Source organism: Streptomyces sp. NPDC015532, from assembly GCF_043078065.1.
In the GTDB taxonomy this organism is placed as follows: domain Bacteria; phylum Actinomycetota; class Actinomycetes; order Streptomycetales; family Streptomycetaceae; genus Streptomyces.
Window position 1 is genome coordinate 898,204 of the sequence record NZ_JBIBSY010000001.1, and the last position, 21,712, is coordinate 919,915.

The window sequence follows — 21,712 nt, forward strand, 5'->3', positions numbered from 1 at the left end:
CAACCGCCGACAGGGCGCGAAAACGGCGACAACCCGCCGACGGGGGAAGATCGGCGGGTTGTCTCTGGTGCCGCAGTGGCTCGGTGCCTCGGGACCCCCCGGGTGTCCTGGAGGTTCAAGGGACTCGGCGTTTCATCGGCCGCGAGGGCCAGGGTTCGGGCGGCTCATCGGCCGCGAGAGCCCGGGTCCCGGCGGCCGAGGTGCCTCGGTGGGCGGCTCAGTGGACGGAGTGCTCCTCCAGCGGGAACGTCCCGCCGACGACGTCCTCGGCGAACGCCTTCGCCGCCGCGCCCATGATGCCGCGCAGGTCGGCGTACTGCTTGACGAACTTCGGCATCCTGCCGCCGGTCAGGCCGAGCATGTCGGTCCACACCAGGACCTGCGCGTCGGTCTCGGGGCCCGCGCCGATGCCGACGGTCGGGATGTGCAGGCTGCGCGTGACCTCGGCGGCGAGTTCCGCCGGGACCAGTTCGAGGACGACGGCGAAGGCGCCCGCGTCCTGGACCGCCTTGGCGTCCCGCAGGAGCTGGTGCGCGGCCTCCTCGCCCCGGCCCTGGACGCGGTAGCCCATGGAGTTCACGGACTGCGGGGTCAGGCCGATGTGCGCCATCACCGGGATGCCGGACTCCACCAGCAGCTCGATCTGGCGGTGCGAGCGCTCGCCGCCCTCCAGCTTCACCGCGCCCACCCCGGCCTCCTTGACCAGCCGGGTCGCCGAGCGCAGCGCCTGCACCGGACCCTCCTGGTAGGACCCGAAGGGCAGGTCGCCCACGATCAGGGCGCGGCTGGTGCCCCGGACCACCGCGGCGGACAGCATGGTCATCTCGTCCATGGTCACCGGGACGGTCGTCTCGTACCCCAGGTGGCAGTTGCCGGCCGAGTCGCCGACGAGCATGACCGGGATGCCGGCCTCGTCGAAGACGGACGCGGTCATCGCGTCGTAGGCGGTGAGCATGGGCCACTTCTCGCCGCGCTCCTTGGCGGCGGTGATGTCGCGCACCGTGATACGGCGGGTGCTCTTGCCCCCGTACAGCGCCTTGCTGCTGCCGGCCTTGAGGACACCCTCCGCAGGCTGCTCCTGGGCAGCCGAAACCTGCGTCATCGCAACGGCTCCTTATGTCATCTCGAGGCACCCTGACGGCGTCCCCGGATCACCTCCATGGTGGCACCTCGCGCAACGCGCGGCTAGACCGGGCCCGCCCGACCCGATGTCGTTCACGCCACGCTCCACCCGCTCCCTCCGGCTTTCCCCCTCGGCCTCCGTCCGGAGGCCCAGGTCTCTTCGTAAGTTCTGCGTAAAGCATTTCCGATACGAGACGGTGCCGTATCGAATTTCCTCTAGGCTGGCCGTCATGACAACTTCCGCTCCACCGCTCGAACGACGAGTACCCGAGGCGGTGCACCGGCGCCGCTGGGCGATCCTCGGCGCGCTCATGCTGAGCCTGCTGATCGTGGTGCTCGACAACTCCATCCTGAACGTCGCGATCAAGACGATCTCGACCCCCGCGCCCACCGGGCTCGGAGCCACCCAGGGCGAGCTGGAGTGGGCCATCAACGCCTACACGCTCGTCTTCGCCGGCCTGCTGTTCACCGCGGGCCTCCTCGGCGACCGGCTCGGCCGCAAGAAGGTGCTGCTCGCCGGTCTCGCCGTCTTCGGCATCGGGTCCGCGCTGGCCGCCGAGTCCGGCTCGCCCGTCCAGCTCATCGCGTTCCGCGCGCTCATGGGCCTGGGCGCCGCCTTCGTGATGCCCGCGACCCTCGCCGTCCTCATGAACGTCTTCGAGCGCGACGAGCAGCCCAAGGCCATCGGCATCTGGGCCGGCGGCGTCGGCCTCGCCATCGCGATCGGCCCGATCACCGGCGGCGTGCTCCTCGACCACTTCTGGTGGGGCTCGGTCTTCCTGATCAACGTGCCCATCGTGGTGCTCGCGATCGGCCTCATGATCTGGCTGGTCCCCGACTCCCGCGACCCGAACCCGGGCCGCCTCGACCCGGTCGGCGTGGTCCTCTCGATCATCGGCCTGGTCCTGCTCGTCTACGGCATCATCAAGGGCGGCCAGCTCGCCGACTTCACCGACCCGCAGGTCCTCGCGACGATCGGCGCCGGACTCGCCGTCCTCATCGGCTTCGTGCTGTTCGAGAAGCGCAGCGACCATCCGTCCATCGACGTCTCGTACTTCCAGAACAAGGTCTTCTCGGCGGCGATGTCGGCCATTGCCCTGGTCTTCTTCGCGCTGATGGGCGTGACCTTCTTCTCGGTCTTCTACACCCAGAGCGTGCGCGGCTACTCGCCGCTTCAGACCGGCCTGCTGATGCTCCCGCTGGCCGTCGCCCAGCTCATCTTCGCCCCGCGCGCCCGGCTGGTCGTGGACCGCTTCGGCAACCGCGCCACCTGCACGGCGGGCCTCGTGCTCATCGCCGCGATGCTGGCCGCGTTCGCCACCCTGGAGGCGGACACCCCGATCTGGCTCCTGGAAGTCATCTTCTTCCTGATGGGCACCGGCATGGCGCACATCATGACCCCGACCAGCGTCGTCATCATGCAGGCGCTGCCGCGCGAGAAGGCCGGCTCCGCGTCCGCGCTGAGCAACACCTTCCGCCAGGTCGGCGGCGCCCTCGGCATCGCGGTCCTCGGCTCCGTGCTCTCCACCGCCTACCGCAACGGCATCGAGGACAAGCTCTCCCTCGTCCCGGCCCCCCTGCGGCACACCGCGGGCGAGTCCATCGAGGCCACCCTCGGTGTCGCCGCCAAGCTCGGCCCGCAGGGCAAGGCCCTCGTCACCCCGGCGAACGACGCCTTCCTGCACGCGATGCACGTCACCGCCCTGTGCGGCGCGGGTGTCGCGGTCATCGGCGCGGTGGTCGTCGCGCTGTTCCTGCCCGGCCGTCCGGCCGCCGAGCCGGAGGGCAAGGAGGAGGCCGAGCTGGTGACGGCCGACCTCGGACAGGACTGACACGCGCGTACGCGACCGTGGGCACCCACGCCCCGGGTGCCCACGGCGGGCACGTCGCGCGGTGTGCCCGCCACCGCTGTGAACGGGGGAGAATGACACCTGGTCGACGATGGGAACGGAGTTCGACGTGAGCCTCGCGGACAGCCGAGACAGGCAGGTGTGCCCCAGCCGGGGTCGTCCCCGCAGCGAGGCGGTGGAACGCGCCATCATCGAGGGCGTGATGAAGCTCCTGGAGGACGGGGTCCCGCTCGCCGACATCTCCATCGAGCGGCTGGCGCGCACCGTCGGCGTCGGCAAGGCGACGATCTACCGCCGCTGGAGCGGCAAGGAAGAACTCTTCGTCGACGTCCTGCGCGGCGCCGAGCCCACCGACCCCGAACTCCCCGGCGTCTCCCTGCGCGACGACCTCGTCGTCCTGCTGGAGTCCCTGCGCCGCCGCGGTCTCGTCAGCCGCTCCTCGGCGATCCTGCACAACGTCTACGCGCAGATGAAGAGCAGCCCCAGACTGTGGGCCGCGTACGACGCCACGGTCATAGCGCCGCGACGCCAACAGGGCTACGAACTGCTGCGCCGCGGACAGGAGAACGGCGAACTCCGCGACGACGTCGACGTCGAGCTGCTCAACGACATGTTCGTCGGCCCCATGCTCGTCCGCTCCGTCATGCGCCCGGACACCGAACTCCCGGAGGGCCTCGCCGAGCAGATCGTCGACACGCTGCTGGAGGGCCTGCGCCCCGCCCGGCCGTGACACGAACTGTTTCTGACGGGGTGAATGTGCGCGTTTCGTCACAGAGGCCGCACCTCGTGCCAGGATGCGGAACTCCGGACGCCGAGTTGTACGTCCCCTTGCCTGTACGGCCGTCCCGGACGGCGAGAACCACACCGGACATCCCCTAGGGTCGTAGTCGAGGGGCAGACGGTGCGCACGGCATTTTGTGAGGCGACGGTATGGCGCAGGCGTATATGACGGAGACGGGCAGCGACGGCCGGGGGCCGGAACGCAGAGACTCCCGGCTCCGGCGCCTGCTCGACGGCTGGCGCGGCGACCGCGGCATCTGGCGGCGCGGGCTGATCCTCGCCGCCATCGCGCTGCTGCTCGCCCTGGTGATGCTGACGCACGCGCGGATCCCGAACCGGATCGGCAACCTCGGCAGTCTCACCGAGACGTTCCTGCCGTGGCTCGGGGTGTTCATCCCGGTCCTGCTGGTCCTCGCCTTCGTGCGCAGGTCCGCCAGTGCCCTGATCGCCGTGGTGCTGACCGGCGCGGTCTGGCTGAACCTCTTCGGCGGACTGCTCACCGACAAGACCGGCGGGGGCGGCGATCTGACCGTCGCCACCCACAACGTCAACGCCGACAACCCGGACCCGTCCGGCACCGCCCGGGACGTGGCCGCCTCCGGCGCCGACGTCCTCGCGCTGGAGGAGCTGACGGCCTCGGCGGTGCCGGTGTACGAGAAGGCGCTCGCGCCGACGTACAAGTACCACTCGGTGCAGGGCACCGTCGGACTGTGGAGCAAGTACCCGCTCGGTGACGTCCGGCCGGTGGACATCAAGCTGGGCTGGACGCGCGCCATGCGGGCGACCGTGACGGCGCCGGCCGGCCGGGTCGCGGTGTACGTGGCCCATCTGCCCTCGGTGCGGGTGAAGATGAAGGCCGGGTTCACCGCCCACCAGCGCGACAAGAGCGCGAACGCGCTGGGCGAGGCCATCGCCGACGACTCCCTGAAGCAGGTCGTCCTGCTCGGCGACCTCAACGGCACGATGAACGACCGGGCGTTGAACGCGGTCACCGCTCAGATGCGTTCCACGCAGGGCGCGGCGGGCAGCGGCTTCGGGTTCAGCTGGCCCGCCTCGTTCCCGATGGCCCGGATCGACCAGATCATGGTCAAGGGCATCGAGCCGGTGAGCTCCTGGACCCTGCCGTCGACCGGCAGCGACCACCTTCCGATCGCGGCCCGCGTCAAGGTGGACGCGACGGCGTCCTGACCCGCCCGGAACCGCCTTTCGGCTTCCGGGAACACGGTACCGCGGGACTTTGTTCACCAGCTAAACTTAATAGCCGGTGTTCGACCGACCGTGTCCCGCGCACATCGCCGTGCGCGGGCGCGCCCGTACCCGCGCGGCTTCCCGCGAACCGCCGCGCCCGTACGGAGTCCCGCTCGCCCCAGCTCCTTCGAAAGGCCTCTCATGCCTCTGGCCCTGCTCGCCCTCGCCGTGGGCGCCTTCGGCATCGGCACCACCGAGTTCGCGATGATGGGCCTGCTGCCCGACGTCGCGGGTGACCTGCGCATATCCATCCCGGCCGCCGGACACCTGGTCTCCGCCTACGCGCTCGGCGTCGTCATCGGCGCCCCGCTGCTCGCCGCGGCCACCGCCCGGATGTCCCGCCGCACGGTCCTCATCGCCCTGATGGGCCTCTTCGTCGCCGGCAACGCGCTCTCCGCCCTCGCCCCCGGCGAGAACTGGCTGCTCGCCGCCCGCTTCCTCAGCGGCCTGCCGCACGGCGCGTTCTTCGGCGTCGGCGCCGTCGTGGCCACCGGTCTGGTCGCGCCCGAGCGCAAGGCCCGCTCCGTGTCGCTGATGTTCCTCGGCCTGACCGTCGCGAACATCGCCGGCGTTCCGGCCGCCACCCTCGTGGGACAGCACCTGGGCTGGAGGGCCACCTTCCTCGGCGTGAGCGCGATCGGGGTGGCCGCCATCGCCTCGCTGTACCTGCTGATCCCGTCGACTCCCGGTCACACCCCCGGCGGCGGCCTGCGCGGCGAACTCGCCGCCCTGCGCCCGCTGCCCGTCTGGCTCGCCCTCGGTACGACGGTCGCGGGCTTCGGGGCCCTGTTCTCCGCGTACAGCTACATCACGCCGATGCTCACGAACGCCGCCGGATACACCGAGGGCAGCGTCACGCTGCTGCTGGCGCTCTTCGGGGTCGGCGCGACGGCGGGCAACCTGCTCGGCGGGCGGCTCGCGGACCAGGCGATGCGCCGCACCCTGTTCGGCGGCCTGGCCTCGCTGGTGGTCGTGCTGGCAGCCTTCCCGGTGCTGATGCGTACGGAGTGGAGCGCGGCGGTCGCGGTGGTGCTGCTCGGCACGGCCGCCTTCGTCACCGGCTCGCCCCTCCAGCTGATGGTCATGGAGAAGGCCGCCGCCGCGCCGTCCCTCGCGTCCTCCGCCAACCAGGCCGCGTTCAACCTGGCCAACGCGGGCGGCGCGTGGATCGGCGGGCTCGCCCTGGCGGCGGGCTTCGGCGCGACCTCTCCGGCCCTCGCCGGGGCGGGACTCGCGGTGCTGGGCCTCGCGGTGGCCGCCGTGGCCCACGCGGTGGACCGCCGCCGCGCGGCCCCGGCGGCCGGCCACGAGCGGGTGGTCGCCACCCACGTCCCCGACCGGCCGGCCGCACTGCACGGCTGAACGGCCGTCCGCCGGCCGCGTGTTTGCGGCCCCGGCCGTTGGCCGTGTGCCGCGTGGCCGCGGCCTCGTCCGCCGGCCGCGCGCCCGCGACCCCGGCTGTCAGTCGCGTGCCTGCTCGTCCGTGAAACCGGCCGCGTGCCCGCGTGCCGTCGTCCGTCAGCCGGGTGCCGCGTGCCCGCGTGTCCGCGTGCCGTCGTCCGTCAGCCGGGTGCCGCGTGCCTGCTCGCCCGCGGCTCCGGCCGTCAGGCGTCAGCCGCGCGCCTGCTCGTCCGTGGCCCCGTCCGTCTCCGGGGGGTCGAAGCGGGTCAGGTCGCGGAGCCAGGTGCGGGCCGAACTGTCGGACGGGGCACGCCAGTCGCCGCGCGGCGAGAGCGAACCACCGGCCGAGACCTTCGGCCCGTTGGGCATGGCCGAGCGCTTGAACTGCGCGAACCCGAAGAAGCGGCGGCAGAACACCTCCAGCCAGCGCCGGATCTCGGGCAGGTCGTACGCGACCCGCTCGGCCTCGGGGAAGCCGGGCGGCCAGGCGCCGCCGTCCGGGTCGTGCCACGCGTGCCAGGCAAGGAAGGCGATCTTCGACGGCCGGAAGCCGTAGCGCAGCACGTGGAAGAGGGTGAAGTCGTGCAGCGCGTACGGGCCGATCTTCGACTCGGTGGACTGCATCTCCTCACCCGGCACCAGCTCCGGGCTGATCTCCGTGTCGAGGATCGCGGCGAGGGTCCGGTCGGTGTCCTCGCCGAACTGGTGGCTGCCGATGACCCAGCGGATCAGATGCTGGATCAGCGTCTTCGGCACACCCGAGTTGACGTTGTAGTGGCTCATCTGGTCGCCCACGCCGTACGTGGACCAGCCGAGCGCCAGTTCCGACAGGTCACCGGTGCCGAGCACGATGCCGCCGCGCTGGTTGGCGAGCCGGAAGAGGTAGTCGGTGCGCAGACCGGCCTGCACGTTCTCGAAGGTGACGTCGTACACCGGCTCGCCGGAGGCGAAGGGGTGGTCCATCTCCTTCAGCATCAGCCGGGCGGTCGGCGTGATGTCCAGCTCGGCCGCGGTGACGCCGAGGGAGCGCATCAGCTCGTGCGCGTTGCCCTTGGTGTGGTCGCTGGTGGCGAAGCCCGGCAGGGTGAAGGCGAGGATGTCGCTGCGCGGGCGGCCCGCCCGGTCCATCGCGCGGGCCGCGACGATCAGCGCGTGTGTGGAGTCGAGACCGCCGGACACCCCGATGACCACCTTCGGGCCACCGATCGCCGCGAGCCGCTGCTGGAGCCCCGCGACCTGGATGTTGTACGCCTCGTAGCAGTCCTGGGCGAGCCGGTCGGGGTCCGCGGGCACGAACGGGAAGCGCTCGATCCGGCGCCGCAGGCCCAGGTCACCGGCGGGCGGGTCGAGCCGGAACGACAGGGTCCGGAAATCGGCGGTCCGGGCGGTGTGGGTACGCCGGTTGTCGTCGAAGCTGCCCGTCCGGCTCCGCTCCTGCCGCAGCAGGTCGAGGTCGACGTCCGCCACGGCGAACTGGTCGTCGAGCGGGAAGCGGTCGGACTCGGCCAGCAGCGACCCGTTCTCGTAGATCATGGTCTGGCCGTCCCAGGACAGGTCGGTGGTCGACTCGCCCAGCCCGGCCGCCGCGTACACGTACGCGGCGATGCAGCGTGAGGACGCCGAACGGCACAACAGCTTGCGGTCCTCGGCCCGGCCCACGGTGATCGGGCTGCCGGAGAGGTTGGCGAGGACGGTGGCGCCCGCCAGGGCCGCCTCGGCGCTCGGCGGCACCGGCACCCACATGTCCTCGCAGATCTCCGCGTGCAGCACCAGGCCCGGCACGTCCTCGGCGGCGAACAGCAGGTCCACGCCGAACGGCACCGACTCCCCGCCGACCCGGATCGTGCCGCCGCGCTCGTCGTCGCCCGAGGCGATCTGCCGGCGCTCGTAGAACTCCCGGTAGTTCGGCGGGTACGACTTGGGCACGACGCCGAGGACCCGGCCGCGGTGCACCACCACCGCGCAGTTGTAGACCCGGTTGCGGTGCCGCAGCGGGGCGCCCACGACCAGGACCGGCAGGAGCTGCGCGGACCCCGTCACCACCTCCTGGAGCGCCGTCTCCACCTGGTCGAGCAGCGCGTCCTGGAGCAGCAGGTCCTCGATCGAGTAGCCGCACAGCCCCATCTCCGGGAAGACGGCGACGGCGACGCCCTCCTCGGCGCATCCGCGCGCCTGCCGCAGCACGGCCTCGGCGTTGGCGTGCGGGTCCGCGATGACGGTGTGGCCCGTGCAGGCGGCGACGCGTGCGAAGCCGTGCTGGTAGAGGGACCGGAACTCCGGCGGCTGCTGGGGAGAAGGGTGAAGTCGAGGCACCCGCCCAGTGTAATCGTCAGACCGACGCGATGGGGTGGCGGACCCGGCCGGGACGCGCGCGAGACGTGCGGCGCCCCGGCCCCCGTGCCCCCGGCACGCACGAGCGCGCCCGCTCCCGGAGGAGGCGGGCGCGCCGGGCGGACGGCCGTGGAGCGGTCGTCAGCGGTGGTGCTTGGTGGTGGCGTACGACTCGACGTAGCCGTTCGCGGGCGAGCCGACGCCGGTGACGTCGTCGTAGCCCTTGACCGCCTTCAGCGAGCTGTCCTGGCCGAGGCTGCGGACCGAGGTGGCCACACCGTCGGCCGCGTCGAAGCCGTTGACGAAGTCGACACGGGCCACGGCGTAGTGCTTGCCGCCGGGCGTGTCGGTGACGTCGTGGTACGCCTTCGAGCCGGACTTGGCGTAGATCGACGGGTTGGCGAAACCGATCGCCTTGCCGCCGCGCGCCTCCTGGGCGAGCGCCTGGACCGCCGCGATCACCGGAGCGGCCAGCGAGGTGCCGCCGATGCGGTACTCGCTGTACTGCTCGGTCCCGTCCGGGAAGGTCTGCGTCTGGCCGACCTTGAAACCGGTGTTGGGGTCGGCGATCGCCGAGATGTCCGGGACGACCCGGTTGCCCGCCGCGTTGTTGGCCTTGGCCAGCGCGTTCGGGACGACGCCCTTCTGGTAGTAGGGCTGCGCCACGGTCTTGCTGGTACCGCCGCCCGCACCCGAGGTGAACGCGCCCGGGAACCCGGTCCAGCTCTTGCCGTCCTCGGACAGCGTGGCCTTCTCGGTGCCCCAGCCGGTCTCGAACAGGTACTTGTCACCCTTGCCGACCGCCAGCGAGGTACCGCCGACCGCCGTCACCCACGCCGAGTTGGCCGGGGTGTCGACCTGCTTCGTACCGGTGTTGGCGACCTCGTCGCCGTTGTCACCGGAGGAGAAGTAGAAGCCGATGCCCTCGACCGCGCCGAACTGGAACGTCTGGTCGTAGGCCGCGGCCAGGTCCGGGGTCTGGTTGGCCTCGATGTCGCCCCACGAGTTGGAGACGATGTCGGCCAGGTGCCCGTCGACGATCTTGTTGAGCGAGTCGAGCAGATCGTCGTCGTAGCAGGAGGCGGCACCCACGTACGTGATGCTCGCGCCCGGCGCGACCGCGTGCACGGCCTCGACGTCGAGGGTCTCCTCGCCGTACCAGCCGGCCGCCCCGCACTCCTCGGTCTTCGTGTACGTCTTGGGCAGCACCTGACGGAGCTGACCGCTGGCGTACTTCGCGTCACCGTGCTTGGAGGCGTAGGTGGCGGCGTCGAACGCGATGGTCGGCGAGGCGTACGCGTCGGTGATGGCGACCCGCACGTTCTTGCCGGTGCGCTTGCCCGCTCCGTACGCCGCGCGCAGCTGCTTGCCGGTGTAGCCCTGGACGGCGTACGGGATCTTCGTTCCGTACGCGTCCGGCAGCGTGCTCGCGATCTTCGAGCCGTAGTACGAGGAGAACGGCCCGGAGTTGTTGAACACCGCGTCCGGAGGCGGCAGTTGATCGGCGTGCCGCGCCTTGTGCGGGGCGTTGTCGAGACCGGTGACGGTCAGGACGGCGCCGTTCAGGGCGGCGGGCGTGGAAGCCGTCTTCGACGGCGCCCGGTAAGTCTTCCCGCCCTTGGCGTAGTTGTGCAGCTGGGTGCCGAACGCCTTCTCGGCGGCGGCCACGTCACCGGTGACGGAGGCGTAGTGCTGCGTCGTTCCGGTGACCTTCAGGCCCGCCGACTTCAGCCAGGTGGTCACCGCGGTGACCTGGGCCCTGGTGGCGCCGAAACGGGCCTGCGTCTTCTTGGTGCTGAGGTATTTCCCGTACGAAGCCGAGTGCGGGTCGGACACGGCCCTGGCGTACGCCGCCAGGCCCTTGGCGTCCCGGCCGGCGAGGTACACCCGGGCCGAGACCTGGGAGCTGTCGGAAGCCGCTCCCTTGTCCGCGTGGGCGGTCGCCCACGCGGGTTTGGTGCCCGCGAGCGTGTCCCGGCTCGGGCCGTCCGTGGCGTGTGCCGCGGGTATGCCGAGCGCCAGCGCGCCGGCGAGCAGGGGCAGGGTCGCCGCCAGGCTCACTCCGGCGCGCGCGGTGGCGCGGTTGGATCTCATAGAACCCCCTGCGATGCGATTCGTCGCATGTAGTGGTTGCGGTGATCCATGCGAAAGCCCCACGTCCTGCCGGAGCGTGAGGAATGGATCACAGATGGGGGCAACTCTTACGGTGAACCGTTCATGCCAGGGGAATGAAAAAGCCAAGGAAAGACCAAGTGGCAGCAATTGGCGATCATTTGGGATGGTTTGACATGCACCCTCGCGCATAGTCGAGGGTTTTCCCTATGTCCCGATCCGAACTCTGTAAAGAGGCGCACGATTTCTGTGAGCGGATCGAGTCCCCACCGTCCCCACGCCGGTCAGACCCCGCCCCGCCCCGCCCCGCCCCGCCACGCGATCCGAACGACCGGTCTAGTCGCGGGTCTTCGCGCCCCGGGCCTTCAGCATGTCGGCCATCAACGTGATCTCCGACTGCTGGGCGTCGACCATGCCCTGCGCGAGCCGCTTCTCCACGCCGACGGCGCATGTGGCGACACAGCCCTCGGCCATGTGGATGCCGCCCTTGTGATGGTCGGTCATCAGCTGGAGGTAGAAGACCTCGGCCTTCTTCCCGTTGAGCGTGCCGAGCCGCTTCATCTCGGCGTTGGTGGCCATGCCCGGCATCAGCGAGCCGTCCTTCCCGGACGCCATGTCACCCATGCCCATCCAGGTCATCGGCGGGTCCGCGGACACCTTCGGCAGCTCCCACAGGTCGAGCCAGCCGAGCAGCATGCCCCGCTGATTGGCCTGGGTCTGCGCGATGTCGTACGCGAGCCGCCGTACCTCCACGTCCTTGGTGCGGTCCCGCACGATGTAGGACATCTCGACGGCCTGCTGATGGTGGACTGCCATGTCCCGGGCGAAGCCCGCGTCCGCGGAGTCCGCGGCGGGCGTCCGCGTCCCGGAGCCGCCGCCGTCGGCGACCGCGTACGTGATCGCCCCGGCCGCGACGAGCACGGTCGCCGCGGCCCCCGCGATCCACCCGACGTGCCTCACTGGGACAGGCCGTTGGTGCAGGCCGCGCCCGGCTCGGGCGTCTGCTTGCCCTGCACGAACTCCGAGAGGAACGCGTCGACGTTCTTGTCCTTCGCGCCGGTCACCGTGCGCTGCTTGCCCCAGGCGCTCAGCATGATCGGGTCCTTCTGGTCCTCGACCGGGCTCATCAGCGTGTACGGGGTCTTCTTGACCTTCGCCGCGAGCGCCTTCACATCGGCCTCGGACGCCTTGCCGTTGTACGTCACCCACACCGCGCCGTGCTCCAGGGAGTGCACGGCGTTCATGTTGTTCACGGCCTTGGTGTAGACGTCGCCGTTGCAGTTCATCCAGACCTGGTTGTGGTCACCGCCGACCGGCGGCTCCATCGCGTACGTCACGGTCTTCGCGACGTGGTTGCGCGTCAGGGTGCCCTTCCAGGTGTTCACCCCGTCCGCGCCCGTGACGAAGTGCCCCGACGGCTGCTTCGAGTCGCTCGCCGTGTCCTTCTTGGCGTCGTCCGACTGCGACCGGACGAGCACGACACCACCGGCGACGAGACCGGCGACGACGACCGTGGAGGCCGCGATCACGAGGAACCGGTTGCGCCGCTCACGGGCGCGCTCGGCGCGGCGCAGCTCCTCGATGCGGTCCTTGCGCGATCCGGTGCTGGTGTTCTTGGCGGAACCCATGGTGAGTCCTTATGAGGATGGGACGGTCGGGTGCGCCGATCGTAATCGGGCAGGGAGGGGCGTCGGCAGGGAGGGCACCGGATTGGCCCAGGGAGTGCACGGGATTGGCCGAAGAAGGGGGTGGACGAGGGAGAGGTGGATGTGAGTGGAGCGGAGGCGGGCGGCTCCCGCGGGGGAGCGGGTCCGGACCGCGCAGGGACCGCGCAGGGACGCGGGGGGACGGCACGGGGTCCGGCACGGGTCCGGCCCGAATCACCCCGGACCGGGCCGGAAAAGAAAATTTGAACCGGAGATGCGCATTACCTACCCTGACGGGTATGCGGCTGCTGCGCTCCACCGACCTGGCCCTTCGCGTCCTGATGCGACTGGCCGTCGCCGGCGACTCGACGCCCACCACGCGCGAGGTCGCGGCCGACATGCTGGTCCCCTACACGCACGCCGCCAAGGTCGTCGCCGAACTCCAGCACCTCGGGCTGCTCGACGCCCGGCGCGGCAGGGGCGGCGGTCTCACGCTCACCGAGAAGGGGCGCGGGGAGTCCGTCGGCGCGATCGTGCGCACCTTCGAGGGCGAGGGTGACGTCGTCGAGTGCGAGGGCGACACACCGTGCCCGCTCGTCTCGGCGTGCCGGCTGCGGGGCGCCCTGCGGCGGGCCCAGGAGGCCTTCTACGCCTCGCTGGACCCGCTGACCATCACCGACGTCGTCGCCGAGCCGACCGGGCCCGTACTGCTGGGCATCACCCGCAGGCCGTAGCGGATCCTGACCGGTCCGCACGGCACCCCGCCGGTCCCGCCGGCGGCCGGCCGCCGGTCCGTGCCCTGGCCCTGACCCGGTCGGAGGTCCCGTCCCTAGCCCTGGGCCAGCCAGAGGTCCGGGCCGAACACCTCGTAGTGGATGTCGGAGGCGGGCACGCCCTTGGCGAGGAGCTGGGTGCGTACCGCGCGCATGAAGGGCAGCGGGCCGCACAGGTAGGCGTGCGTGCCCGGCCGCACGGTCACTGCGGAGAGGTCGACCAGACCGGTGCGCTCGGCGGGGTGGCCGGGCTCGGGCCGCTCGTACCAGAAGTGGGTCTCCGCGTCGGCGAGCTCGCCGGCGAACGCCTCGTGGTCGGCGCGCAGCGCGTGCTCGGCGGGGGAGCGGTCGGCGTGCACCACGGTGACGGGGGCCTTGTGGCCGGAGATCGTGAGCTGCTCCAGCATGGCGATCATCGGGGTGACACCGATGCCCGCCGAGGCGAGGAGGAGCGGGGCGTCCGTGTCGTCGAGGACCAGGTCGCCGTACGGCGCGGAGACCTCCAGGACGCTGCCCTCGCGGACGTGGGCGTGCAGATGGCCGGAGACCTCGCCCTCGGGGCTCGTCACGCCGTTCTCGCCGGCGCGCACCCGCTTGACGCTGATCCGGCGCTCCGGGGAGCCGGGCGCGCGGGAGAGGCTGTACTGGCGTATCTGGCGGGCGCCGTCGGGGAGTTCGACGCCGACGGAGACGTACTGGCCGGCGCGGAAGTCCGGCAGGGGCGCGCCGTCGGCCGGGCGGATCAGGAAGGTGGCGACGTCGGCGGTCTCCTCGACGCGCTCGGTGACCACCCAGGGGCGCAGGGACCCGTCGTCCGCGTTCTCGTCGTACAGGCGCTTCTCGATGGCGATCAGGGCGTTCGCCATGAGCCAGTACACCTCGTCCCAGGCGGCGGCGACCTCCGCGGTGACCGCGTCGCCGAGCACCTCGACGATGGCGGCGAACAGGTGCTCGTGCACGACCTCGTACTGCTCGGGCGCGACACCCAGGGAGGCGTGCTTGTGGGCGATGCGGCTCAGCATCGCGTCGGGCCGCTCGTCGGGGTGGCCGACCAGGTGGGTCGCGAAGGCGGCGATGGATCCCGCGAGGGCCTGGCGCTGGGTGCCCGCGGCCTGGTTGCCGCGGTTGAACAGGTCGCGCAGCAGCTCGGGGTGGGCGCTGAACAGCCGGCCGTAGAAGCGCTCGGTGATCTCACCTATGGCGGCGCCGACCACGGGGAGGGTCGCGCGCACGGTGACAGCGGATTGTTCGGACAGCATCAGGACTCCTCAAAGCCGGGGCCGGAGCGGTGCGTTGCACCTCTCCGCATGGATCGCACACTAATTAAACTTGCATCTGAGATGCAAATTTAATCGCGAGGGACGGGTGAGTACCGGCCGCCCCTTACGGGTGCGCGTGTGAGCAGGCAGTATGTGCGGCAGAGCAGGACACCTGCCGTACGCGAGGCGTTCAGACCGAGGTCGCCCGGCCGATCATGGTCCGCAACGCGCATGAAATGGTGTTGTGGTGGGATGCTCAGGTGCGCCGATCGTCTTCGAGGCGTGGGAGCAGGCGGCCTGACCAGCAAGGATGGGTGGAAGCGGAAGATGGACAAGCAGCAGGAGTTCGTGCTCCGGACACTGGAGGAGCGTGACATCCGGTTCGTACGTCTGTGGTTCACGGACGTACTCGGCTTCCTCAAGTCGGTGGCCGTGGCCCCGGCCGAGCTGGAACAGGCCTTCGACGAGGGCATCGGCTTCGACGGCTCGGCCATCGAGGGCTTCGCCCGCGTGTACGAGTCGGACATGATCGCCAAGCCGGACCCGTCCACCTTCCAGGTCCTGCCCTGGCGCGCCGAGGCCCCCGGCACGGCCCGCATGTTCTGCGACATCCTCATGCCGGACGGCTCCCCGTCCTTCGCGGACCCGCGCTATGTCCTCAAGCGCGCCCTCGCCAAGACCTCGGACCTGGGCTTCACCTTCTACACCCACCCCGAGATCGAGTTCTTCCTGCTGAAGGACCGCCCGCTGGACGGCTCACGGCCCACCCCGGCCGACAATTCCGGCTACTTCGACCACACCCCGCAGAACGTGGGCCAGGACTTCCGGCGCCAGGCCATCACGATGCTGGAGTCGATGGGCATCTCGGTCGAGTTCAGCCACCACGAGGGCGCCCCCGGCCAGCAGGAGATCGACCTGCGCTACGCCGACGCGCTCTCCACGGCCGACAACATCATGACCTTCCGGCTGATCATGAAGCAGGTCGCGCTGGAGCAGGGGGTCCAGGCGACCTTCATGCCGAAGCCGTTCTCGGAGTACCCGGGCAGCGGCATGCACACCCACCTCTCCCTCTTCGAGGGCGACCGCAACGCGTTCTACGAGTCCGGCTCGGAGTACCAGCTCTCCAAGGTGGGACGCTCCTTCATCGCCGGCCTGCTGAGGCACGCCGCGGAGGTCTCCGCCGTCACCAACCAGTGGGTCAACTCCTACAAGCGCATCTGGGGCGGTTCGGAGCGCACCGCGGGCGCCGGCGGCGAGGCCCCCTCGTACATCTGCTGGGGCCACAACAACCGCTCCGCACTCGTCCGCGTGCCGATGTACAAGCCCGGCAAGACCGGCTCGGCGCGGGTCGAGGTCCGCTCGATCGACTCGGGCGCGAACCCGTACCTCGCCTACGCGCTGCTCCTGGCCGCGGGCCTGAAGGGCATCGAGGAGGGCTACGAGCTTCCGCCGGGCGCCGACGACGACGTCTGGGCCCTCTCCGACGCCGAGCGCCGCGCGATGGGCATCGAGCCCCTCCCGCAGAACCTCGGCGAGGCCCTGGCGCTCATGCAGCGCAGCGAACTCGTCGCCGAGACCCTCGGCGAGCACGTCTTCGACTTCTTCCTGCGCAACAAGAAGGCGGAGTGGGAGGAGTACCGCAGCGAGGTCACCGCCTTCGAGCTGCGGAAGAACCTGCCGGTGCTGTAGACGCAGGTCAGGGACGTTTTCTCTTGCCCAGCACGCGGGGCCCACGGTCGGTGACCGTGGGCCCCGCGGCTGTCCTCACCACCTCTGGGCCGTCTGTGGGCCGTCCGCCCCAAAAACGCCGCCCTCGTACATGCTGTCCACGGCCCGCCGGGCGCGGCCCTCGCTGCTCGGCAGCAGGTGCGTGTAGACCCGGAGCGTGAAGCCAGGGTCCGTGTGCCCCAGATAGGTACTCAGCGCCTTGACGTTCTCCCCGGCGTCCAGGAGCACCGACGCGTAGAAGTGCCGCAGCGCGTGCATGCCGTGCTCTCGCGCCGCCTGGAAGCGCTCACCCGGCCGGGGCGCAGGGATGACGCCGGCGGCGACGAGCGCGGGCTTCCAATAGCGGACGTTGAAGTCGGTGCGCCTGACCGCGCCACTGGTAGACGGTCTCTTTGGGCACCTCGAAGATCTCGGCGATGTCGTCGGGGTGAGGTACCGATCGGGTAGGCCGCCACGGAGGGTGGCGCGCGGATCGGGTTGAGCGGAACGGGTTCGGCTCATGGAGTCCTCGGGAGTCGAGTCGCGTTTCTGGTGGCTCCGGGCTTTCTCGGGGGCCCAGGTTTGTCCGAGGTTCGGGTTTCTGCGTCACTGCGTCATCAGCGTCACTTCAGGCTCTGACCTGCGGTTTTGGGTGACGCGGCAGTTCGGGGCTGCGTCACCGGTACGTCATCGGCTGCGTCACCGGGTGACGCAGGTGACGCAGCGTCTTCCTAGTTAGGACAAAGAAGGGGGCGCCTGTAGTGCTCGGGTGCGCCTTACAGAGCGAAGAAGGAGCCGCTGCGCGGCGCGACCCTTGGGCGACGTTCCGCCGAACAGCAAGAGGAGCACGCCTCACCCGGGCTGGTGCAGACTGCCCGACTCGCCGGAAGCTTACGGGGCCATGATCACTCGCCCCATGGCAGCTCCCGCCCAAAGTCTCGGAGCCAACCTCCCAGCGTCGTCGACCACAGGCCGAAGGCTCTCCAGGTCGACAGAGGCCTTGCGAGAGGCGCCGACCGGGCCTTGGCCACACATGACCCACAGGCCACACTGGACCCGTGACGATCAATGACGGCAGCGGGGCAAGCGACCCCTGGGCGCTCCTCCTGGCGACGGACTGGAACGGCGTCGAACACTGCTGCCCCAACGTAGCCCCGGCGACCCCCGTCATCCTGGCAGGGCTACTGGATGACGACGAGGACGTTCAGCGAACCGCCGTACACAACCTCGGTCAGGCCGTGACCCACCAGAACACCATCTACGGCGCCACCGCCCCGGCCGCTCGCTTCGTTATCGCCATCCTTGGCCACCCCCGAACGACGACCGCGGGGATCTACTTCCACGAGGAGCGCCGCCGGCCCATGCGCGCGGCACTCCTGCAATGGCTGGGTGACCTCGTTTACGACGCGACGTACGACGAAGACGGCCCGGGAGAACCTGACGATGTCGCCGCGGTACGTGCCATCCTCCCGCTCATCTACGAGGCAGCGCGGCCGTACCTTGCTGATCCGGACCTTCTGATCCGGGAAGCTGCGGTGCACGCAGCCGCGATGACGCTCGCCGCACCCGAGTTGGCCGTACACATCCCGGAGCTCGTGCCGCTGGTGCGCAGCACGCTAAGCACCAGCGATTACCGGGGCTACCGGTATATCGCCAAGTGGTGCCTCGTGACCTGGGGTGTGGAGCCCGGCCCTCTGCCTGACTCACGGATCTCGGCTTCCTGGACAGCCGGCTACTCCGACGACCCGCCATTCTGACCCCAGGGGGCACCGCCACGCACCAGACGCCACCGACGGCAGCTCCGCCGAACTACGGATCAGAAGGCGTCGTGCCCCAATCGTGCCCGATCCAGCGGGCAACAACGGTGAACCGCGGGCACTTACGGGCAGCAGGCAACGCAACGACCCCTGACCGATCTGGGCGCTTTCTCGGGGCCGTTCACCTGCGGTGGGTGTGGGATTTGAACCCACGGCGACTCGCGCCACGACGGTTTTCAAGCCTTCTCCCGGCGCTTGATCTGTGCTTTGGTTTCTTCCTGCACGATCTCGCTACAGGCAGTATGGCTACGTGAGCCAGGACCAGTGGGCGGACCGATTGACGGCAGCGCTTCGTGACTCGGAATCGGAATCGTGGTCTCGAAGAGCCGCGGCCGGCCGACAGCTTGCGGCCTGGGCCGAGCGGGAAGAGGTCGGCCCAATCCTTGAGCGGCTCCTATTGGACGCCCACGACACCGCAGTTACGCAGGAGACGGCGCAGGCCTTGCTCGAACGGAGGGACCTGGTCGGTCTGCGCGCGGTGCTGGCGGCGCTGTCGCGGGCTGAGGAGTGGTCGACCGCCGACCAGCTCTACGGCGAGGTGTTCGGCTACCAGAGTTGGATGATCGCCGACGACCGGACGGACGAGTTCGTGGACCAGCTTGTGAGACTCGCTGCCGACCAGGACAAGGGAGTCCGTGACGAAGCCCTGCGGCTGTCACGGGCCCAGAAGCGGTAGTGGCGGTCGAGGCCGGACCTCAGAGGCTGATCGGCCGAGGCGCGCGCACGGGCGATTTGCCGACGTTGGTAGACCCCTGTGATCGACCTGATAAGGATGAGGCCAGACCTCAAAAGTTGGGTACCTTGCGCGGGGTGCCACCTTCTGCAACCACAGCAACGGAGCGCCCGCCCGGGGTCGTCTCGAGGCCGTGGAGGGGCACTCAACGCTGACAATTGCTGACAGCTCAGGGGCCTACTTCTGCAGCAGGGGACGGGCTAAGATCCCGCCATGCCGATCAAGGGTGGGGATCTGGCGCGTGCATACTGGGCTTTCGACCGTGCCATCGGAGGACAACGGCCTCCGACTAGATCTCAGATGTTCTCAGCGAGGCGGCCACTCGTTGTCTGGCTTGTGGCAGGGATCTTCTTCTGGGGTCTCTTCATCCTCGTCTTCGATGGCGACGTTCTGCTCGCGTTGGGCGTGGGCATGCTGCTCGGCGGATGGTTCGGGTTGATCGCCCGGTTCGAAAGAGCCCGCCAGCGCCGCCTCGTGCGCCTGGGAGTCTGGGACGGTATCCACGCCCACTCGGTTGGCGAGACTCGCGCCATGGGCAAGCAGCGGATATACGGCGAGAATCTGCGGCCCCTGTGCGAGGTGTTGGCGCACTTCGCCGAACACGACTTCGGGGACTCCGAATGGGAGGTCGTCGAGGCGGCCCTGCCGGGAACGGACATCGAGCGTGATGCCTGGTACAGCCACCGGCTGACCGGCCGGCGCACGTTCACCGTGCGGATCGCGGCAGTGCCGGATTCGACAGACGCCTTCGTCGAGATCTACGGGGAGTTGGGCGGCCGCGGAAAGTTCCTGATGGGAGGAGTGGTGCACGTGCTCAGTAGGTATCGCGTGAGCTGATCTTCCACCCGGGCCACGTCACCACGTGGAAGCGCCACTCGATCACGGTCCTCACCCGGGCCGGTGTCCACCGCCGATCCGGTCAGCCATGCGACCGGCCCTTCCGACCGCCCGGTACAGCACAGAAGTACAGCAACCGACGTGACTGTTATGAGAACGGGTGGTTATCGGCGTGGCTATTCGTGATCGCCTGCGGGTGAGCAGGAAGGTCGTACTCCTGGCGTGCACTGCGCTCACGCTCACCACCATGGTTGGGTGCAGTCCGCCGGAGCGCCCCCTGGTCGCCATCTACGCGGCGCAGGGTGGAGAGGTTCGGGCTCTTTTGCGGGCCTGCCCGAATTCCGCCGTCACCTCGATGACGCTCATGCGCATGGACGGGAAGGAGTCCGCCAGCGCGGCGACGCAAGGGGTGGAGTACTGGGTGGGGACGCCTCCCGAGCCGTTGAAGGGGGAGCAGGACATCAGCCTGGTGTCCCTTCCCGCGGACTGGGGGGCCAGCCGACTGGGAACCGGAGAGCTGACCGCCGGAGCGTTCTACTCGCTCAACTTCACCTCGGGACACGACGACTCTGTCGACTACCACGGAATCGGCGGCTTTCGCACCTCGGACATCGAGAAGCTCGCTCCGGGAGACGTTTGGGCCGACGGCAAGAGCATGTCCCTGAAGGAGTTCCGGAAGAAGGCCGACGGCTCGTGCTGACCTGACGCTTCCGCTGCAGCAGACCCCAATCCTCACAGTCGTTCGTACAGTTGCGCTCCACCTCGACGCCAGGAACCAGGCCCGTTCCACGGTGCGTGGGTCGACGGCGGACGGGATGGAAGCTGGAGAGAGTGGGGGCAGAGGAGAGCACGGCACCAACAGGCAGACCGTGTCTGTACCAGGTACAACCTGCCTAGTGCTGTGACCACGTAGGTTCGCCGGGTTGGTGGTTCTAGCGGTTGGATATCCGGTGAGGTCCGATCCGACTGCTGGGGGTGTGGTGGCTGAGCCTGTCTGTGTGCGCAGGTTGACCGACCAGGAGGGGCAGAAGCTGCAGCAGATCGTGCGTCGGGGCAGCACCAGTTCGGCGCGGTATCGGCGGGCGATGATGCTGTTGGTTTCGGCCGGCGGGAACCGGGTGCCGGTGATTGCGAAACTGGTGCAGGCCGACGAGGACACCGCCCGGGACGTGATCCACCGGTTCAACGAGATCGGCCTCGCCTGCCTGGACCCTCAGTGGGCGGGAGGCCGTCCCCGCCTGCTCAGCTCTGACGACGAGGACTTCGTCGTCCAGACGGCCACCATCCGCCCGACCAAGCTCGGCCAGCCCTTCACCCGCTGGTCACTGGGCAAACTCGCCGCCTACCTGCGACGCGTTCACGGCCGCGTCATCCGGATCGGCCGCGAGGCGTTACGGTGCCTGCTTGCCCGCCGCGGCATCACCTTCCAGCGCCCCAAGACCTGGAGGGAGTCCCCGGATCCCGAGCGCGACGCCAAGCTCGACCGAATCGAGGAGGTCCTGCAGCGGTTCCTTGACCGGGTGTTCACGTTCGACGAGTTCGGCCCGCTCGGCATCCGGCCCACCGCCGGGTCCTGCTGGGCGAGCAGGGGCATCCCGAGCGGCACCGCGAACTTCCACCGCACTCACGGGGTGCGGTACTTCCACGGCTGCTACTCGGTGGGTGACGAGACGCTGTGGGGCGTCAACCGCGCCAAGAAGGGCGCCGGGAACACCCTGGCCGCACTGAGGTCGATCCGCGCGGCCCGCCCGGACGGCGCCCCGATCTACGTCATCCTGGACAACCTCTCCGCTCACAAGGGCGACGCCATCCGGCGTTGGGCGAGGAAGAACCGGGTCCAGCTGTGCTTCACCCCGACTTACGCGTCCTGGGCTAATCCAATCGAGGCCCACTTCGGCCCGCTGCGGCAGTTCACCGTCGCGAACTCCCACCACCACAGCCACTCAGCCCAGACCCGTGCGCTGCACGCCTACCTGCGATGGCGCAACAAGAACGCACGCCACCCCGACGTCCTCGCCGCCCAGCGGAAGGAGCGCGCTCGCATCCGCAGCGAGAAGGGCATCCGCTGGGGCGGGCGTGCCCTCCCCGCCGAACAG

The 21,712-nt window shown here is 69.9% G+C and carries 16 protein-coding genes and 3 pseudogenes; 11 read left to right on the forward strand and 8 right to left on the reverse strand.

The window, feature by feature from the left end; all coding sequences use genetic code 11:
• Nucleotides 1-217: 217 nt before the first annotated feature.
• The gene (gene panB / locus ACF07B_RS03785) at nt 218-1,102 is read right to left on the reverse strand and encodes a 3-methyl-2-oxobutanoate hydroxymethyltransferase (protein WP_392177628.1); all 885 of its coding nucleotides are present in this window, start codon (nt 1,100-1,102) and stop codon (nt 218-220) included.
• 250 nt (nt 1,103-1,352) lie between these two features.
• Here panB and ACF07B_RS03790 point away from each other — a divergent pair, with 250 nt between their 5' ends.
• The 4 genes from ACF07B_RS03790 (at nt 1,353) to ACF07B_RS03805 (ending at nt 6,362) form a co-directional block, all read left to right on the forward strand.
• Nucleotides 1,353-2,954, forward strand: coding sequence for an MFS transporter (locus ACF07B_RS03790; RefSeq protein WP_362398982.1), 1,602 nt, complete (start codon nt 1,353-1,355; stop codon nt 2,952-2,954).
• Nucleotides 2,955-3,081: 127 nt separating this feature from the next.
• Complete coding sequence (locus tag ACF07B_RS03795; protein WP_392177629.1) at nt 3,082-3,702, forward strand: TetR/AcrR family transcriptional regulator; 621 nt, start codon at nt 3,082-3,084, stop codon at nt 3,700-3,702.
• 200 nt (nt 3,703-3,902) lie between these two features.
• On the forward strand, nt 3,903-4,940 hold the full coding sequence (locus ACF07B_RS03800; RefSeq protein WP_392177630.1) for an endonuclease/exonuclease/phosphatase family protein: 1,038 nt from the start codon (nt 3,903-3,905) through the stop codon (nt 4,938-4,940).
• Between the two features lie 201 nt (nt 4,941-5,141).
• A complete protein-coding gene (locus ACF07B_RS03805; protein WP_392177631.1) occupies nt 5,142-6,362 on the forward strand; it encodes an MFS transporter in 1,221 nt (406 codons plus the stop codon).
• Nucleotides 6,363-6,611: 249 nt separating this feature from the next.
• On the opposite strand, the gene ACF07B_RS03810 is transcribed toward ACF07B_RS03805, so the two are convergent.
• From ACF07B_RS03810 to ACF07B_RS03825, 4 genes are all read right to left on the reverse strand, one after another.
• Nucleotides 6,612-8,714 (reverse strand): NAD(+) synthase, encoded by a 2,103-nt coding sequence (locus ACF07B_RS03810; RefSeq protein WP_384233323.1) that lies wholly within the window; start codon nt 8,712-8,714, stop codon nt 6,612-6,614.
• A 159-nt stretch (nt 8,715-8,873) separates the two neighbouring features.
• A complete protein-coding gene (locus ACF07B_RS03815; RefSeq protein ID WP_392177632.1) occupies nt 8,874-10,826 on the reverse strand; it encodes a protease pro-enzyme activation domain-containing protein in 1,953 nt (650 codons plus the stop codon).
• A 354-nt stretch (nt 10,827-11,180) separates the two neighbouring features.
• Nucleotides 11,181-11,804 carry a DUF305 domain-containing protein gene (locus ACF07B_RS03820; protein WP_392177633.1) on the reverse strand — a complete coding sequence of 208 codons (624 nt, stop codon included), beginning with the start codon at nt 11,802-11,804 and terminating at the stop codon, nt 11,181-11,183.
• Complete coding sequence (locus ACF07B_RS03825) at nt 11,801-12,472, reverse strand: DUF3105 domain-containing protein (protein ID WP_369484150.1); 672 nt, start codon at nt 12,470-12,472, stop codon at nt 11,801-11,803. The genes ACF07B_RS03820 and ACF07B_RS03825 overlap by 4 nt, the downstream gene beginning before the upstream one ends.
• A gap of 317 nt (nt 12,473-12,789) precedes the next feature.
• On the opposite strand from ACF07B_RS03825, the gene ACF07B_RS03830 reads away from it, so the two are divergent.
• Nucleotides 12,790-13,224 (forward strand): Rrf2 family transcriptional regulator, encoded by a 435-nt coding sequence (locus ACF07B_RS03830; protein WP_369484149.1) that lies wholly within the window; start codon nt 12,790-12,792, stop codon nt 13,222-13,224.
• A 95-nt stretch (nt 13,225-13,319) separates the two neighbouring features.
• Here the strand turns inward: ACF07B_RS03830 and ACF07B_RS03835 are convergent, their stop codons facing one another.
• Nucleotides 13,320-14,522: a globin domain-containing protein gene (locus ACF07B_RS03835; protein WP_392177634.1), complete on the reverse strand. Its 1,203-nt coding sequence runs from the start codon at nt 14,520-14,522 to the stop codon at nt 13,320-13,322.
• 327 nt (nt 14,523-14,849) lie between these two features.
• Here ACF07B_RS03835 and glnA point away from each other — a divergent pair, with 327 nt between their 5' ends.
• Entirely contained in the window at nt 14,850-16,211 is a 1,362-nt protein-coding gene (glnA, locus tag ACF07B_RS03840) for a type I glutamate--ammonia ligase (protein ID WP_369484146.1), read from the forward strand.
• 75 nt (nt 16,212-16,286) lie between these two features.
• On the opposite strand, the pseudogene ACF07B_RS03845 reads toward glnA, so the two are convergent.
• Nucleotides 16,287-16,640 (reverse strand): annotated as a pseudogene (locus ACF07B_RS03845) (tyrosine-type recombinase/integrase); the annotation flags it as partial.
• Nucleotides 16,621-16,751, reverse strand: a pseudogene (locus ACF07B_RS03850) (DNA-binding protein); the annotation flags it as partial. The pseudogenes ACF07B_RS03845 and ACF07B_RS03850, both read right to left, overlap by 20 nt.
• A gap of 536 nt (nt 16,752-17,287) precedes the next feature.
• On the opposite strand from ACF07B_RS03850, the gene ACF07B_RS03855 reads away from it, so the two are divergent.
• The 5 genes and pseudogenes from ACF07B_RS03855 to ACF07B_RS03875 form a co-directional block, all read left to right on the forward strand.
• Nucleotides 17,288-17,986, forward strand: coding sequence for a hypothetical protein (locus tag ACF07B_RS03855; protein WP_369484145.1), 699 nt, complete (start codon nt 17,288-17,290; stop codon nt 17,984-17,986).
• 502 nt (nt 17,987-18,488) lie between these two features.
• Nucleotides 18,489-18,722, forward strand: coding sequence for a hypothetical protein (locus ACF07B_RS03860; protein WP_392177635.1), 234 nt, complete (start codon nt 18,489-18,491; stop codon nt 18,720-18,722).
• 393 nt (nt 18,723-19,115) lie between these two features.
• Nucleotides 19,116-19,616: a hypothetical protein gene (locus ACF07B_RS03865; protein ID WP_392177636.1), complete on the forward strand. Its 501-nt coding sequence runs from the start codon at nt 19,116-19,118 to the stop codon at nt 19,614-19,616.
• 172 nt (nt 19,617-19,788) lie between these two features.
• Nucleotides 19,789-20,316 (forward strand): hypothetical protein, encoded by a 528-nt coding sequence (locus ACF07B_RS03870; RefSeq protein ID WP_392177637.1) that lies wholly within the window; start codon nt 19,789-19,791, stop codon nt 20,314-20,316.
• A gap of 280 nt (nt 20,317-20,596) precedes the next feature.
• A pseudogene (locus ACF07B_RS03875) lies at nt 20,597-21,700 on the forward strand (IS630 family transposase); the annotation flags it as partial.
• Nucleotides 21,701-21,712 lie beyond the last annotated feature (12 nt).